The following is a 13,575-nucleotide window of genomic DNA, read 5'->3' on the forward strand; positions in this document are numbered from 1 at the left end:
TCGGAACGTAGGACACGCCGGTTAGGGGAGGGTGGAGAGGAGGGGGTGCAGGTCGTCGGTGTCGGGAGGCAGGGCGGTCAGCGGCCACCAGCGCAGGTCCAGGGACTCGGAGCTGCGGGAGGGCTGCGCGTCCGCCGGGGCGCGGACCAGGAAGCGGACGTCGAAGTGACGGGTCGGCTTGCCCAGCGAGCACGTGATCGGGTGCACGTCGAGGTGGATCGGCTCCGGTGAGATGCGCAGGCCCTCGATGCCCGACTCCTCCGTCGCCTCACGCAGCGCCGCACCCGCCAGCGTCGTGTCCGAAGCCTCGCAGTGCCCGCCCAGCTGCAGCCAACGCCCCACGCGCGGGTGCAGGGTGAGCAGCGTCGCGTCCCCGGCGGCGGACACCACCAGGGCCGACGCCGTGAGGTGCCCCGGCTCGCACGAACGCCGGCACGCGTCCTCCCGGGCCGCCAGGAACCCCAGGTAGGCCTGCCGCAGCGACTCCTGCGCCGGGTCGGCGGGACGCCACGCGGCCAGGGTGGCCACCGCGTCGGCGTGCAGGGCGGAACTCACAGGTCCAGGTACCTCTCGTCCAAGTCGCCCGCGGCCCGCGGCGTCAGCTCCGCCTCCGGGCGCCCGACCGCCACCGCGCCCAACGGCTCCCACTCCCGCGGCAGCCCCAGCACGTCCCGCACCACGTCCGCGCAGAAGATCGTGGACGACACCCAGCACGACCCGAGCCCTTCGGCGGCCAGCGCCACCAGCAGCCCCTGCACCGCCGCGCCACCCGCGATGGTGAACATCGTCCGTTCCGCCGTCGCCCGCCGCTCGTCCGGGTACGAGTGCGCACCCGACCGCACCAGGAACGGCACGAGGACCTCCGGCGCGGCGCGCAGGATGTCGCCCCGCCCCACGCGGGCCGCGATCCGCTCCTCCGACCACCCGTCGCCACGCAGGTCCGCGCGCCACCGGTCGGCCATCGCGTCCAGCAGCGCGTCCCGCCGGGCGGTCAGCCGCACGAACCGCACGGGCCGCGTGTGGTGCGGCGCGGGCGCGGTCAACGCCGCCGCCACGGCCCGCCGCACCGCGTCCAGCGGCACCGGGTCCGGGGTGAACGACCGGACCGAACGGCGCAGCAGCACCGCCTCGGCCCGCCCCTGCGCCACCGCTTCGGCCGTGCCCAACCGGAACAGGTCGTCCGCCACGGGCCGGGCCAGGTCGCGCGCGGTGGAGCCGTCGTCCGCGAACGGCAGCCCGCGCACCACCGCCACGGGCACCGCGCCCAGCTTGCCCTTCACCAGGTCGGCCGCCGCCGCGATCTCGTCGGCCACCGCGACCTCGGTCACGACCAGCGGGTTGCCGTGCCGGTCGACCGAGCCGCCGTACCGGTGCAGCACCGCCAGCCCGGACGACCCGATGGCGGCGTCCGTCTGGCCCACCCGCCAGGCCCGGCCCATGGTGTCGGTCACCACGACCGCCACCGACACGCCCGACCGCTGCGCCAGCGCCGCCCGCAGCGCCGCCGCCGACCCGTCCGGGTCGACCGGCAGCAACGCGATCTCGTCGCCGTTCACGTTCGACGCGTCCACACCGGACGCCGCCTGCACGATCCCCAGCTTGTTCTCGGTGATCAACGTCCGCCCGCGCCGCGCCAGCACGCGCACCGACTCGGCCTCGACCCACTGCCGCCGCACGGCGTCGCGCGCCTCGGGGTCAGCGGGCACGGGCACCAGCCGACCTTCCACTTTGGACAGGACCTTGGACGTCACGACGACGATGTCCCCGTCCGCCAACCAGGGCGCGGCCGCGGCGATGGCGGCCGCGAGGTCGTCACCGGGCCGGAACTCCGGCAGCCCGGTCACCGGCGTCACCGTGATCGAGGACGCCGCCGCGTGGTCGCCCGGGGCCGCGTGGTCAGCCAACGTCGACACCGGCCAGTTCCAGCGCCGCCCGCGCCATCGCCGCCGTAGCGTCCACATCGGACATGAGCAGCGGCACCGCGCGCACCGCGACCCCCGGCACGTCGGACCGGTCGCCGGTGTGCACGAGCCAACCGTCGAGCACACCCTTGTCGGTGGTCCGGCGCGACCCGTAGTACCGGCCGACGGCCTCCGCGGAGGTCTCCACGCCGATCGCGGACAGGCACGCGTCCGCCATCCCGCGCAGCGGCTTGCCGCCGATGATCGGCGACAGCCCCACCACGCCGGCCTCGGTCTTGCGCAACGCGTCGCGCACGCCCGGCACGCCGAGGATCGTGTTCACGCTCACCACCGGGTTGGACGGCGCGATCAGCACCGCGTCGGCGTCGCGCACGGCGTCCAGCACACCGGGGGCGGGCGTCGCCGTCTCCACCCCGACCGACGCGAACGACCGCGCGGGCAGCCCGGCCCGGTGCTTGACCCACCACTCCTGGAAGTGGATCGCCTGCTCGCCCTCGTCGGTGGTCACCACCACGTGCGTCTCGACCCGGTCGTCGGACATCGGCAGCAGCCGCACGCCCGGCTCCCAGCGGTGGCACAGCGCCTCCGTCACGGCCGACAGCGGGTAGCCCGCGCGCAGCATCCGGGTGCGCACCAGGTGCGTCGCGATGTCCCGGTCGCCCAGCCCGAACCACGTCGGGTCGGCGCCGTAGGCGGCCAGCTCCTCCTTGACCGACCACGTCTCGCCGGCGCGCCCCCACCCGCGCTCGGCGTCGATCCCGCCACCGAGGGTGTACATGCAGGTGTCCAGGTCGGGACAGATCCGCAACCCGTGCATCCACACGTCGTCACCCGTGTTCACCACGGCCGTGATCTCGTGCTCCGGACCGGTCAGCAGGCTCTTCAGCCCGACCAGGAACCGCGCCCCGCCAACTCCGCCAACCAGTGCGACGACCTTCACGAGTCGCCATCCTCCCACCCGGTGCTCAGCGCCAGAACAGGAAGGTGCCCTGCCCGCGCCCGGCGAGCCACCGGTCGCCGCCGATCAACTCGAACACGGTGTAGCCGGCCTCGAAGAACATCCGGCCGATGGTCGGGAAGCCGATCAGCACCGCGAAGAGCACGAACGGCGCCCACATCCGGGCCTTCGCGCCGAACTGCCGCGCCGAGTACGACATGTACGGCTCGATCGCGCCCCAGCCGTCCAGCCCGGGGATCGGCAGGATGTTGAGCACGAACGCGAGGATCTGCACGGCCGCCAGATACGACAAAGCGGCGGCCAAACCCACCGGCGGGGTGAAAAGGATCACCGACAGGGACAGCAGCACGCCCAGTGCGAGGTTGCTCAGCGGTCCGGCCAGCGACACCATCGACTCGACCCGCTTGTCGCGCAAGGCGTGGTGGTTGATCCACACCGCGCCGCCGGGCAGCGGGATGCCGCCGAACGCCAGCAGCACCAACGGCAGCACGATGCTGAAGACCGGGTCGGTGTAGCGGCGGATGTCGAGCGTCAGGTAGCCCTTGGCCCGCACGGCGTGGTCGCCGCCGCGGTAGGCCACGATCGCGTGGCCGAACTCGTGCAGGCACAGCGAAACCGCCCAGCCGCCGAGCACGAACAGCACGGTGCCGGCCGTCAGCGCGGCCGCGGAGTCGTCGAACAGGGTCAGCACGGCGCCTGCCACCGTCACCGCGAGCAGGCTGAGGAACAGTGGACTCGGACGCACCGCTGATCGCTTCACCCTTCCAGTGTGGCCTCTCCGCGTGGGTGCCTGACAGCCCGTCCGGTAGGCCATCCGCGCAGCGGTCATCGCTCGGCGCACCGCCTCAATCACCGTCTGTGCTGCTAGTCAAGGCTTTTCGCGCCATCTGCGGGAATATCCCCCGTCCTGTGGACTCCGCTTGACCGCGTGTTGTGACACAGGTGTAATCACATCGGTGTCATTCGTCGTTGTGGGGACGGCGAGTGGTGTCCGCCAACCGGGGAGAGCGGAAGGCGAGGAGGCGGACTATGCAGGAATTCGACGGGGGTCGCATCGTGGACGGGGACGTCCCGGCACCGGAGCCGGTCGTACTCGACCTGTTCGACGCGGCCGATGAGCAGGACTGGCAGGAGCGCGCCCTGTGCGCGCAGACCGACCCCGAGGCGTTCTTCCCGGAGAAGGGCGGCTCGACCAGGGAGGCCAAGCGCATCTGCCTCGGTTGTGAGGTTCGCTCCGAATGCCTGGAGTACGCCTTGCAGCACGACGAGCGCTTCGGCATTTGGGGCGGGCTGTCCGAGCGTGAGCGGAGGAAGCTCAAAAAGCGCGCGGTGTGACCGAGGCGCACGGGTGATCGCTTGCGCGTTCGCTCTGGCTTACCGTGGTCGTCCCACGGCGTAGTCGGAGCAACCTAGGAGCGGCACTTGACGAGCGGGGCCACTCCGCGGCTGCGCACCGCGCCCGTGCTGGCGGTGCTGGTGTGCCACGACGGCGACCGGTGGCTGGGCACGGCGCTGTCGTCGCTGCGCCGCCAGCAGCCCCGGCCGCGGCACGTGATCGCGGTCGACACGGGATCCCTGGACGGCACCGCGAAGCTGTTGGCCGATGCCGCCGAAGGTCCCGATCGGGTGATCGACGGCGTGCTGACGCTGCCTCGCGGCACGGGGTTCGGCGCGGCCGTGCAGGCCGCCGTGGAGCACGCCGTGCAGCGGTGGGGCGATCCGGGCGCGTGGCTGTGGCTGCTGCACGACGACTGCGCGCCCGAACCGGACTGCCTGTCCGCGCTGCTGACCGCGGCCGAGGTGTCGCCGTCGGCGGCCGTGCTCGGTCCGCTGAGCCTGGACTGGGCCGACCCGCGGCTGGTGGTGGAGGCGGGGCTGTCGACCGACGCGTCCGGCCACCGGCAGACCGGCATGGGCCGGGTCGAGCTGGCCGGGTCGTTCCAGCAGAGCACCGAGGCGTTGGCGGTGCCGTCGGCCGGGTCGCTGATCCGCCGCACGGCGTGGGAGTCGCTCGGCGGCTACGACCGCACGATGCCGTTGCTGCGCGACGACATCGACTTCGGCTGGCGCGCCAACCTGGCCGGGCACCTCGTGCTGTCCGTCCCGGTGGCGCGGATGCGGCACGCGCGTGCGATGGGCCGCGGCGTGCGGCGGTCGGACGCGACGGCGGCCCGGCCGGGACCGGCGTCGCGGGGTGTGGACCGGGCGCACGGGCTGCGCACGTTCCTGGTCAACTGCGGCGCGCTGTCGTTCGTCCTCGGGCTGCCGCGGATCGCCGTGCTCGCGGTCCTGCGCGCCCTCGGCTTCCTGGTGCTGCGCCGGTTCGCCGACGCGCGCGCGGAGCTGGGCGCGCTGCGGTACCTGCTCAGCGGACGGGCGCGGCTGCTGGCCGGACGTGCCGAACGGCCGGCGCACGGGGTGGTGCGCGGGCTGTTCACCAGCCGGGTCACCCGCTTGCGCAACGCGATCCGCAGCGCGTCGGCCGCGCTGGTCCGGCGGCGCGTGGAGGCGGACCTGGCGCTGGGGCGGCTGCCCGAGGACGACGCGCGGCCCCGCACGTGGTCGCTACCGTCCGAAGTGGAGCGTCCGGCGGTCGGCCCGGCGGCGCTGCCGGCCGGCGTGCTGTCCCGGCGGCGTCCCGTGCGGGCGACCGGCGGGCTGCGCCGACCCGCGGTGACGGTGCCGGTGGAGGCGTCGACCGGCCCCCGCCCCTCGCCTCGGCCACGTCCTTCGCCGGTGCCGCGCGGTCCGGGCTCGCCGGGGGTCGTGTTCGTGGAGGTCGACCGGGCGCGGGTGCTGTGGTCGTTGGTGCTCGGACCGCCGTTGTTGCTGGTCGTGGGGCTGGCGGTGTTCGGCGTGCTGGCCAACGCGTCCCGGATCGGGCTCGACCTGAGCGGCGGCCGGCTGCTGCCGGTGGGCGACTTGGCGAGCACGTGGTCGTCCTACCTGGCCCCGTGGCACCCGGTGGCGGGCGGGACGACCGCGCCCGCGCCGGCGGCGCTGGCCGTGCTGGGGACCGTCGGCGTGCTGGTCGGGTCGCCCGCCGCGCTGGTGGCGTTGCTGTTCCTCGGCGACCCCCCGCTGGCCGGCCTGCTGGCGTACGCGGCGTCACGGCGGATGCCCGTGCGGCGGCCCGTGCGCGCGGTGGTCGCGGCGGCCTACGCGCTGCTGCCGGCGGCGACGTCGGCGGTGAGCCAGGGGCGGCTGGACGTCGTCGTGGTGCACGTGCTCGCGCCGGTGGTGTTCGCCGGGGTGGCGTCCGTGCTGCGGGGCGGTGCGGGCGCGTCGTGGCTGCCGGTGGCGTCGGGGACGGCGTTGGCGGTGGCGGCGGTGGGCGCGTTCTCGCCGTTCGTGCACGCGCTGGTGGCGTTGGCGGCGCTGGTCGGGTTCGTGGTGGTGCCCGGCCGGCACGGCGACGGCCGGCGGCGGGTGGCGTCGCTGTTCATGGTCGTGCTGCTGCCGATGGCGTTGCTGCTGCCGTGGCCGGCGGTGGTGCTGCAACACCCCACCGTCGTGCTGCACGGGGTCGGCGCGTTCGTGCAGACGCCCGCCGCCGGGCTGCTGGACCTGCTGTCGCTGCGGCCGGGCGGGACGGGCGCGTTGCCGTTCGTCGGGTTGCTGGTGGTGGGGTTCGCCCTGGTGGCGGCGGTGCTGCGGCCGTCGCGGTCGATGCTGGCGGGGTTCGCGGTGGTGGTGCTCGGCGGGTTCGCGGTGATCGTGCTGCGGACCGTGCCGGTGGCGCCGCTGCCCGGCGGCGACGCGTCGCCCGGGTGGACCGGCGGGCCGTTGGTGCTGGTCGGGTGGGGGCTGCTGTGGGTGGTGCTGTCGGCGTTCCGGCGGGACGTCGGCACGGTGCCGGTGCGGCGGGTCGTGTCGGTGGTCGGGGTGCTGTCGGTGGTCGGGCTGGCGTGCGCCGGGTTCGTCGGGCTGCGGTCGGGCGCGTTGACGGCGGACGGCGCGCGGCTGCCGTCGACGTTGGCCCAGGAGTTGCCGCGGACCGGGCGGTCGGTGCTGGTGCTGGGAACGCCGACGCGGCTGGTGGCGGGGCGGCTGCCCGCGTTCGGCGACGACGACCTCGTGCCCGTGCCGACGGCCGTCACGCGGTTGGAGCGGTGGTCGCGCGACCTGACCGGCGGGTCGTCGGAGGCGGCGCGGGTGGCGCTGGCGCAGGCGGCGGCTTCGGGGGTGGCGTTCGTCGTGGTGCCGGACCTGGGCACGGCGCAGCGGGTGCGTGACGCGGTGGGCGACCTGGTGGCCGTGACGCCGGCGATGTCGGACGGGCGGCCGGTGCTGCGGGTGCAGTTGGCGGCGGGCAACGCCGTGCTGCTGTCGCCGGAGCTGGCGCGGCGGGCCCGGACGGGCGGGAACCCGCCGGTGGAGCTGGGCGCGCCCGGCATCGCCCCGGTCGAGGCCGCGCCGCCGGACGTCGGCGTCCAGGTGTCCGAGGGGCCGGAGGGGCGGCTGCTGGTGCTGGCGGCGGAGGAGGAGCCGGGCTGGCGGGCGTGGGTGGACGGCCGCGAGGTGACGATCGTGCGGGCGTGGGGTCACCTGGTCGGTGTGACGGTGCCCACCACGGGCTCGGAGGTCCGCGTGGAGGTGTCCTCGACGCTGCGCGAGCTCCTGCTGATGCTCCAGGCCGCCGCCGCGCTCTTCACCGCGCTGACCGCGATCCCGTCCCGCCGCCGCGGCTGAGCGTTCAACTCGGGTGTCCCGAACGTAGGACACGCCTGTTCCGGACGTAGGACACGCGCGACGCGGAGGTACGACTCTCGCGGGAGTCCTGCGTTCGGGAGGCGGGTCAGTCGCCGTCGATGACGTCCGGGTCCAGGCCCAGGTAGTTGGCGACCTGCTCGACCAGCACGTCGTGCACCAGGTCGGAGAGGTCGGCGCCGTCCTTGGCCCGCGCCTCCAGCGGCCGCCGGTAGAGCACGATCCGCGCCCGGCGGTCGGCGCCCGCCGGCACGAGCCGGGCCAGGGGCACGTTGCCGTCCTCGACCACGTCGCCGTCGTCGCCCGACTGGACGTCCGGCACGTCGTCCACCGCGACGTCCAGCTGCGTGAGCTCCGTCCGCCACCGCGCCTCGATCGGCTCCAACGCCTCCAGCACCAGCGCGTCGAACCGCTCCGCCCGGCTGCGGGCCGCCGGCAACGTGGCCGGGTAGAGCGGACCGCGCAGCCCCCGACCGTGCCGGTCGCGGTTGCGTCGCCGCGGAGCGCCCTGCCGCCGTGAACCCCGAGCCATCACCACGAGGTAGAGGGTAGTTGTCCACCCGTGGAGCCCGTACAGCCGGACCTCCGCCACCAGGCAACTTGCCGAAGTGCGGCACCACCGCCAGCGCCGCGCCGGAGGTAATCCAACACACGCCGCGCGGGACGCGATATCGTCCCCGCCGTGCGGAGCGTGAGACGGTGCTCGCGAACCGGGTGCGCGAACCCGGCAGTCGCCACGCTCACGTACGCCTATGCGGACTCCACCGCCGTCGTGGGCCCCCTGGCGACGTACTCCGAACCGCACTCCTACGACCTCTGCGAAGAGCACGCCCTGCGCCTCACCGCGCCGCGCGGCTGGGAGGTCGTCCGCCACCAGGGCGAGTTCCGGGCCCCCGAGCCCACCGTGGACGACCTGACCGCGTTGGCCGAGGCCGTCCGGGAGGCGGGCCGGGCCACACCGCAGGTCGAGCTGCCGGAGCTGCCCGCGGGCACGATCCGGCGCGGCCACCTGCGCGTTCTGCCCGATCCGAACGAAGACTGAACGAAGACACCTCGACCGGACACGGCGCTCACGCGCGCGCCGGTAGGCTTCCCAAGGCAGTGTCAAGAGCCAACTTGGGAGTGTGGCCGTGCGCGATCTGTCCGGCATCGTCAAGGCTTACGACATCCGCGGTGTCGTCGGCGAACAGCTCGACGCCGACGTCGTGCGCGACTTCGGCGCGGCGTTCGCCCGCCTGGTCGGCGGCACGGCCGTGGTCATCGGGCACGACATGCGCGACTCCTCGCCCGGCTTGGCCGCGGCGTTCGCCGAGGGTGTCACCGCGCAGGGCGTCGACGTCATCAACATCGGCCTGGCCAGCACCGACATGCTGTACTTCGCCTCCGGCAAGCTCGACCTGCCCGGCGCCATGTTCACCGCGAGCCACAACCCGGCCAAGTACAACGGCATCAAGCTGTGCCGCCCCGGCGCCGCGCCGGTCGGCCAGGACAGCGGTCTCGGGCAGATCCGCGAGGACGCCGAGCAGGGCGTGCCGGACGCCGAGGGCGTCGCGAAGGGCTCCGTCACCGAGCAGGACATGCTCATCGACTACGCCGCCTACCTGCGGGAACTGGTCGACCTGAGCGGCAGCCGGCCGTTGAAGGTCGTGGTGGACGCGGGCAACGGCATGGGCGGCCACACCGTGCCGAAGGTGTTCGAGGGCCTGCCCATCGAGATCGTGCCGATGTACTTCGAGCTGGACGGCGACTTCCCGAACCACGAAGCCAACCCGCTGGACCCGAAGAACATCGTGGACCTGCAGGAACGGGTCCGGGCCGAGGGTGCGGACGCCGGGGTGGCGTTCGACGGCGACGCGGACCGCTGCTTCGTGGTCGACGAGCGCGGCGAGCCGGTGTCGCCGTCCGCCATCACCGCCCTGGTCGCGGTGCGCGAGCTGGCCAAGGACCCGGGCAGCACGATCATCCACAACCTGATCACCTCGCACGGCGTGCCGGAGATCGTCCGCGAGCACGGCGGCGTGCCGGTGCGCACCCGCGTGGGGCACTCGTTCATCAAGGAGGAGATGGCCAAGACCGGCGCCATCTTCGGCGGCGAGCACTCCGCGCACTACTACTTCCGCGACTTCTGGCGTGCCGACACGGGCATGCTGGCCGCGCTGCACGTGCTGGCCGCACTGGGCGAGCAGGACGGTCCGCTGTCCGCTCTGACCAGCGACTACTCGCGTTACGCGGCCTCCGGCGAGATCAACTCGACGGTGGCGGACCAGCAGGGCAGGCTGGCCGCGATCAAGGCCGAGTTCGGCGGTCGCGAGGGCGTCGAGCTCGACGAGCTGGACGGCCTCACGGTGAACCTGCCGGACGGCGCCTGGTTCAACCTCCGTGCGTCCAACACCGAGCCGCTGCTCCGGCTCAACGTCGAAGCCGCCGACGCGGCCTCCGTCGCGGCGCTGCGCGACGAGGTCCTGGCGATCGTGAGGGGATGAGCGCCGTGGCCGTCCGACTGGACCCGCAGTTGCTGGAGATCCTGGCCTGCCCGTGCCCCGAGCACGCGCCGCTGAGGGCCGGCACCGCGTCCGACCCGCTCGCGGACTACCTGACCTGCACCTCGTGCGGCCGGTCGTTCCCGGTCCGGGACGGCATCCCGGTGCTGCTCCTGGACGAGGCTGTCGAGCCGACGGCCGGGTGAGCTCGGGTGCTTGACGACAGCCTCCTCGACGACCAGTCCCGGCTCACCGACGCCGACCGGGAAGGGTTGCTGCGCGCCGTGGCACGGGCGGGCGCGCAGGTCCGGGCCACCGCCGAGGCGGCCGACGAACTCGGCGTCGCGCGGACGTTCCAGGAACGCCCGCGGGCGTTGGTGCTGGTCACGCGGCCCGGCGTCGGCCAGGCCATCGCCGGGGTGGTGTCCGCGCTGCTCGGCGTGCGCTGCCCCGTGCCGGTCGTGGTCGCCGACGACGTGCCGACGTGGGTGGGCGCGCTGGACGTGGTCCTCGCGCACACCGAGGACCCCGGCGACGTCCGGATGGCCGAGTCGATCGACCGGGCGGCCCGGCGCGGCGCGCGGGTGCTGCTGACCGCCGAGCCGGACGGCCCGGTGGCCGCGTCCGCCGCGCAGCACGCGCTGCTCATCCCGCCGCGCGTGCCGGTGCCGCAGGGCTTCGGCTTCGCCCGCGGGTTCGCCGCGTGGGTGGTGGCGCTGAAGTCGTTGGGACTGCTCGACGCGGACGTGCAGGCCATCGCGGACGAGCTGGACCGCGAGGCCGAGCGGTGCCACCCGATGCACGAGTCGTTCGTCAACCCGGCCAAGACGCTCGCGTTGCGGATCGCCGACCGCACCCCGCTGCTGTGGGGCCTGGACGACCTGGCCACGGCGGTGGCGGCGCACGGCGCGGGCGTGCTCGCGACGTACGCGGGCGTCGTGAGCGACGTGGCCGGCTACCCCCAGGCCCTGACCCGGTCGGTGCTGCACCGGCGGGCGGTGCGCGGCACGTCCGGCGCCGACCTGTTCGCCGACCCGGACGACGAGCACGAAGGCCTGGTCCGCGTGCTGCTGGTGGCCGTGCGGCGCGGCCCGCAGGCCGACTTCTCCCGGCGGGTCGCGATGGAGACCTTGTCCGGGGCCGACGTGCTCGAACCGGCCGAGGAGGTGAGCGGCGGCGAGGCCCTGTGCGCCGCGCTGCTCGCCCTGCGGTTCGAGCTGGCCGCGCTGTACCTGGGTCTGGCGGCGGGCACGCTGGGCGGGCCCGGGCTGTACGCGCCGGCCGTGTGAGGGGATGACTGTGGATCTGCTGCACAACGCGGTGCGCGCGTACGCGTGGGGATCACGCACCGCCATCGCCGAGCTGCTCGGGAGGGAGGTGCCGACGCCGCACCCCGAGGCCGAGCTGTGGATGGGCGCCCACCCGGGCGACCCGTCACGGGTGGTGGGACCGGACGGTGAAGCGCGGTCGCTGCTCGACCTGCTCGCCGACGACCCGGACGGCCAGCTCGGCGCCGTCCACGCCGACCGGTGGGGCAGCAGGCTCCCGTTCCTGCTCAAGGTGCTGGCCGCGGACGAGCCGCTGAGCCTGCAGGCGCACCCGTCGGCCGAGCAGGCGGCGAACGGGTTCGCCGCCGAGGACGCGGCGGGCGTGCCGATGGACTCGCCGACCCGCAACTACAAGGACCCGTCGGCGAAGCCCGAGCTGATCTGCGCGTTGACCGAGTTCCACGCCCTGGCCGGGTTCCGCGAGCCCGCGCGCACGGTCGCGTTGCTGCGGTCGCTGGACGCGCCGGACTTCGCGCCGTACGCCGAGCTGCTGGCCGCCCAGCCGGACGCCGACGGGCTGCGCGCCCTGTTCACCACCCTCATCACGCTGCCGCAGACCACGCTGGACATGCTGCTGCCGCAGGTGCTGGACGCGTGCGTGCTGCACGTGAAGGAGCACGGCGAGTTCGACCTGGAGTGCCGCACGATCCTGGAGCTGGGGGAGGCGTACCCCGGCGACGCGGGCGTGCTGGCGGCGCTGCTGCTCAACCGGCTCGTGCTGCGGCCCGGCGAGGCGATCTACCTGCCCGCCGGCAACCTGCACGCGTACCTGCACGGCACCGGCGTGGAGATCCTGGCGAACTCCGACAACGTGCTGCGCTGCGGGTTGACGCCCAAGCACGTGGACGTGCCCGAGCTGATGCGCGTGCTGGACTTCGGGTGCGGCGACATGCCCGTGCAGACCGGCGCGGAGACGTCGCCGGGGCTGTGGGCCTACCGGACGCCGTGCCCGGAGTTCGAGCTGTCGAGGATCGAGGTCGGGCCGTCGGTCGAGGTCAGGGTGGACCACAGCGGGCCCCAGATCCTGCTCTGCACGCGCGGCCGGGCGCGGTTGACGTGCGGCGAGGAGACCGTCGAGGTGTTTTGCGGCCAGTCCGTGTGGCTACCCGCGCGTGACCCGGCGGTGGTGGTCGCGGCGGACGTCGAGACCCAGCTTTTCCGCGCGACGCCGGGCGTTGAGTAGGGTCACACCGACAAATCGGACTTGGGCGCAAAGGGAGCAACCGTGTCAGCAGGGGGCGGGACCAAGGCGATCATCGCCGCACTGGTGGCCAATGCCGGGATCGCGGTGGCCAAGTTCGTCGGCTTCCTGATCACGGGGTCGTCGTCGATGCTGGCCGAGTCGGTGCACTCGGTGGCGGACACGTCCAACCAGGGGCTGCTGCTGCTCGGGCAGAAGACCGCCCGGCGCAAGGCCACCCTGAACCACCCGTTCGGGTTCGGTCGGGACCGGTACTTCTACTCGTTCATCGTGGCGCTGATGCTGTTCAGCCTCGGCTCGGTGTTCGCCCTGTACGAGGGCATCCACAAGCTGGAGTCGCACGAGGAGCTGAGCAGCCCGATCGTCGCGGTGGTCATCCTGGTCGTCGCGATCGGCCTGGAGTCCTACAGCTTCCGCACCGCGATCGTGGAGTCCAGGACGATCAAGGGCGACGCCACGTGGTGGCAGTTCATCCGGCAGTCGAAGGTGCCGGAGCTGCCGGTCGTGCTGCTGGAGGACGCGGGCGCGCTGTTCGGCCTGGTCCTGGCGCTGCTCGGGGTGGGCCTGTCGACGTTGACCGGTGACCCGGTGTGGGACGCCATCGGCACGATCTGCATCGGCGTGCTGCTGGGCGTCATCGCGGTCATCCTGATCGTGGAGATGAAGTCGCTGCTGATCGGCGAGGGCGCGGCGCCGGCGGAGCTGGACGTGATCACCGACGAGCTGGCGTCGGACCAGGTGCAGCGCGTGATCCACATCAAGACGCAGTACATCGGGCCGGACGAGCTGCTGGTGGCGGCGAAGATCGCGCTGAACCCGGGCTTGTCGATCAACGAGGTGGCCGCCGCCATCGACGCCGCCGAGCAGCGGGTCCGGGCCAAGGTCCCGGCCGCCCGGCTGATCTACCTGGAACCCGACCTGGACCGGTCGCTGACCGCCAAGTCGTAGGGACCTCCCGACGCCCGGAGGGCGACGA

13 protein-coding genes are annotated in these 13,575 nt (G+C 73.8%); 8 read left to right on the plus strand and 5 right to left on the minus strand.

Annotated elements, in window-relative coordinates; translation table 11 throughout:
* Nucleotides 1-21: 21 nt before the first annotated feature.
* Genes EDD40_RS27610 through EDD40_RS27625 form a run of 4 tightly spaced genes read right to left on the minus strand, consistent with a single transcriptional unit; the run spans nucleotide 22 to nucleotide 3,640 of the window.
* Entirely contained in the window at nucleotides 22-555 is a 534-nt protein-coding gene (locus EDD40_RS27610; RefSeq protein WP_123745505.1) for an NUDIX hydrolase, read from the minus strand.
* Nucleotides 552-1,961, minus strand: a complete 1,410-nt coding sequence (locus EDD40_RS27615) for a coenzyme F420-0:L-glutamate ligase (protein ID WP_123745506.1) — start codon at nucleotides 1,959-1,961, stop codon at nucleotides 552-554. The genes EDD40_RS27610 and EDD40_RS27615 overlap by 4 nt, the downstream gene beginning before the upstream one ends.
* A complete protein-coding gene (cofD, locus tag EDD40_RS27620) occupies nucleotides 1,897-2,862 on the minus strand; it encodes a 2-phospho-L-lactate transferase (protein WP_123745507.1) in 966 nt (321 codons plus the stop codon). The genes EDD40_RS27615 and cofD overlap by 65 nt, the downstream gene beginning before the upstream one ends.
* A 25-nt stretch (nucleotides 2,863-2,887) precedes the next feature.
* Nucleotides 2,888-3,640 (minus strand): site-2 protease family protein, encoded by a 753-nt coding sequence (locus EDD40_RS27625; RefSeq protein ID WP_123745508.1) that lies wholly within the window; start codon nucleotides 3,638-3,640, stop codon nucleotides 2,888-2,890.
* 269 nt (nucleotides 3,641-3,909) lie between these two features.
* Here EDD40_RS27625 and EDD40_RS27630 point away from each other — a divergent pair, with 269 nt between their 5' ends.
* Both EDD40_RS27630 and EDD40_RS27635 read left to right on the plus strand, forming a co-directional pair.
* Nucleotides 3,910-4,215, plus strand: coding sequence for a WhiB family transcriptional regulator (locus EDD40_RS27630; protein ID WP_053723270.1), 306 nt, complete (start codon nucleotides 3,910-3,912; stop codon nucleotides 4,213-4,215).
* A gap of 87 nt (nucleotides 4,216-4,302) precedes the next feature.
* Entirely contained in the window at nucleotides 4,303-7,572 is a 3,270-nt protein-coding gene (locus tag EDD40_RS27635) for a glycosyltransferase family 2 protein (protein ID WP_123745509.1), read from the plus strand.
* Nucleotides 7,573-7,678: 106 nt separating this feature from the next.
* Here the strand turns inward: EDD40_RS27635 and EDD40_RS27640 are convergent, their stop codons facing one another.
* Nucleotides 7,679-8,122, minus strand: coding sequence for a metallopeptidase family protein (locus EDD40_RS27640; protein ID WP_123748322.1), 444 nt, complete (start codon nucleotides 8,120-8,122; stop codon nucleotides 7,679-7,681).
* Nucleotides 8,123-8,272: 150 nt separating this feature from the next.
* Here EDD40_RS27640 and EDD40_RS27645 point away from each other — a divergent pair, with 150 nt between their 5' ends.
* From EDD40_RS27645 to EDD40_RS27670, 6 genes are all read left to right on the plus strand, one after another.
* Nucleotides 8,273-8,632, plus strand: coding sequence for a DUF3499 domain-containing protein (locus tag EDD40_RS27645; RefSeq protein WP_073885657.1), 360 nt, complete (start codon nucleotides 8,273-8,275; stop codon nucleotides 8,630-8,632).
* An 88-nt stretch (nucleotides 8,633-8,720) separates the two neighbouring features.
* Nucleotides 8,721-10,073: a phosphomannomutase/phosphoglucomutase gene (locus EDD40_RS27650; protein WP_123748323.1), complete on the plus strand. Its 1,353-nt coding sequence runs from the start codon at nucleotides 8,721-8,723 to the stop codon at nucleotides 10,071-10,073.
* 5 nt (nucleotides 10,074-10,078) lie between these two features.
* On the plus strand, nucleotides 10,079-10,276 hold the full coding sequence (locus tag EDD40_RS27655; RefSeq protein WP_123748324.1) for a Trm112 family protein: 198 nt from the start codon (nucleotides 10,079-10,081) through the stop codon (nucleotides 10,274-10,276).
* 6 nt (nucleotides 10,277-10,282) lie between these two features.
* Nucleotides 10,283-11,359: an SIS domain-containing protein gene (locus EDD40_RS27660; protein WP_123745510.1), complete on the plus strand. Its 1,077-nt coding sequence runs from the start codon at nucleotides 10,283-10,285 to the stop codon at nucleotides 11,357-11,359.
* Nucleotides 11,360-11,363: 4 nt separating this feature from the next.
* On the plus strand, nucleotides 11,364-12,581 hold the full coding sequence (manA, locus tag EDD40_RS27665; RefSeq protein ID WP_123745511.1) for a mannose-6-phosphate isomerase, class I: 1,218 nt from the start codon (nucleotides 11,364-11,366) through the stop codon (nucleotides 12,579-12,581).
* 42 nt (nucleotides 12,582-12,623) lie between these two features.
* Entirely contained in the window at nucleotides 12,624-13,547 is a 924-nt protein-coding gene (locus tag EDD40_RS27670) for a cation diffusion facilitator family transporter (protein ID WP_123745512.1), read from the plus strand.
* The last annotated feature ends 28 nt before the right edge of the window (nucleotides 13,548-13,575 follow it).

The organism is Saccharothrix texasensis (genome assembly GCF_003752005.1).
In the GTDB taxonomy this organism is placed as follows: domain Bacteria; phylum Actinomycetota; class Actinomycetes; order Mycobacteriales; family Pseudonocardiaceae; genus Actinosynnema; species Actinosynnema texasense.